Source organism: Methylobacterium sp. J-067, assembly GCF_022829465.1.
Lineage (GTDB): Bacteria > Pseudomonadota > Alphaproteobacteria > Rhizobiales > Beijerinckiaceae > Methylobacterium > Methylobacterium litchii.
On sequence record NZ_JAKSXZ010000066.1, the window covers coordinates 1 to 1,848 of the forward strand.

The window sequence follows — 1,848 nt, forward strand, 5'->3', positions numbered from 1 at the left end:
ATCACCTATCGCGCAGGAGTTCCTCGGTGATAAACGTGATACAGCGTGCGCGTGCCTCGGGGCTCTGCAATCGCAGGTACAGACGCATCACTGCCAGAGCTTCCGTCATCTCTTCGCGAGAGGCTGCCGCTCCCATTTGCCCCGAGAAGCGCAACGGTCCAGTGGCGAAGAAGCGGGCAACTGGTACACCCAGAACGCCAGCGATACGCGTAAGGTGCTCGTTGTTCTCATAGTCCGGGGCGTCGCCATCGTCGTACATCAGGGCACCTCCGCTGATGCTTCACCTACAATCAATGCACAGTAATTTTCGTCGCACTCGGACCGATACCCCGCGCGATGCGACGGCCAACATGCATCAGGACCTGACTGATCAGTGCACAGGTTTGGGGTTCCCCCTCATCTTCAGCAAGTTCGTAGGCTTCGAGGAGGCATTCGACCAGAAGCTCGGAAGGAGCAGCGCAATCTGTCCCCACTGCATGCTCATGGTCCGGCTTCACCAAAGCTTGCGTTTGCCGACGTGAGCGTTGGACGAGGTCATGCGCGACTTGCAAGGCTCGTCGCGTTTCCTCGACAGTTATCCGTAGCTCACGGGCGATTGCCAAATTTCGATCTACGACATCAGGCTTAGCCATATCGTGGCCTCTGACGAATTATGATTTATGCGTAGCATGGTTTGCGGATTTTGTCCCGTTCAGGTTTTTACGCGCCCGTTTGGTTCTTTCATCACCGAATTATTCGATATTGAGGTCGGGCGTCCTGATCTGCCTGTCGTCACGGGCTCAACCGCTGCGAACCGTGCGGTGTCGCGAACGCTTCGGATACGTACGCGCGGCAGGCCGAGGTTCCAGCTAGCAAGTCCCATAGTGTTGCACGGCTCGCCTCCATTCGGTTTGGGCGCTATCGAAGCTTTTCCATTACCGCTGCGGTGCACAGCGCTGCCCGTAGGTCTGACCGAGAAGAGCCGATCATGCCAAACACGTTTGGTCTCAACCGGACGCTAGGCGGCGCCATCGGTGTCATCGCATTGGTGTCTATCCTCAGCAGCGGGGCGGTTCTGCTCACCCGTCAGCAGTTGCAGGATGCGAACGACGCCTTGGATCGCTCGACGCAGGTCATTCGTGGGCTCGATGCCTTCCGAACCGCCATGCTCAATCAGGAGACCGGCCTGCGCGGCTACCTGATCACCGGGCGCGAGAGCAGCTTGGAGCCCTACCGATGGGGGAGACCGGCTCTGGATGAGACGATTACCCAGCTCCAGACCTTGATCGGTGGGGATGTTGAACGGTCACGCCTCTTGGTCGATGCGGTGAAGGCGGCCCGAACTTGGCAGACCGATATCGGCGAAACAGCCATACGCGAGGCGGCTAGCCCAGCAACAAGGCCGGACGCGGTTCGCATTGAGGCTGAGGGTAGGGGGAAGCAGTTCTTCGATGTCCTGCGTGGGAAGCTAGCTGCCATCGCTGGTTTGGAAGAGCAAACACGAGCGGCACAGGCAGTTCGGGTCGCCCGGGCCGAGCGCAACGAGAGCCTCGCCCTCTGGATAGGTACGTTGCTGACGCTGTTGATCTGCCTCGGGATCGGAGCTGCCATCAACCGTTTGATCGTGCGACCGCTTGAGCGTGTGATGGCCTTCGTCGAGCATGTCGGGGAAGGCGACCTTTCCACCACCCTCGCGGACGGTGGCCATAACGAGATCGGGCGCCTGAAGCGCGGCCTCAACATGATGGTGGCCGGTCTTGCCGATCTCGCTCGCTCCAATCGGGCGGCGACGGCGGACCTCAACGCGGCGGCGGCCGAGATCCGCGCCTCGGCGCAGGAACAGGCGGCCTCCGTCGAGGAGCAGTTCGC

2 protein-coding genes are annotated in these 1,848 nt (G+C 60.4%); one reads left to right on the top strand and one right to left on the bottom strand.

The window, feature by feature from the left end; genetic code table 11:
* Position 1: 1 nt before the first annotated feature.
* On the bottom strand, positions 2–259 hold the full coding sequence (locus tag MKK52_RS07100) for a hypothetical protein (RefSeq protein WP_243953123.1): 258 nt from the start codon (positions 257–259) through the stop codon (positions 2–4).
* Positions 260–967: 708 nt separating this feature from the next.
* Here MKK52_RS07100 and MKK52_RS07105 point away from each other — a divergent pair.
* A partial coding sequence (locus MKK52_RS07105) for a CHASE3 domain-containing protein (RefSeq protein WP_243953124.1) occupies positions 968–1,848 on the top strand: 881 nt, incomplete at its 3' end.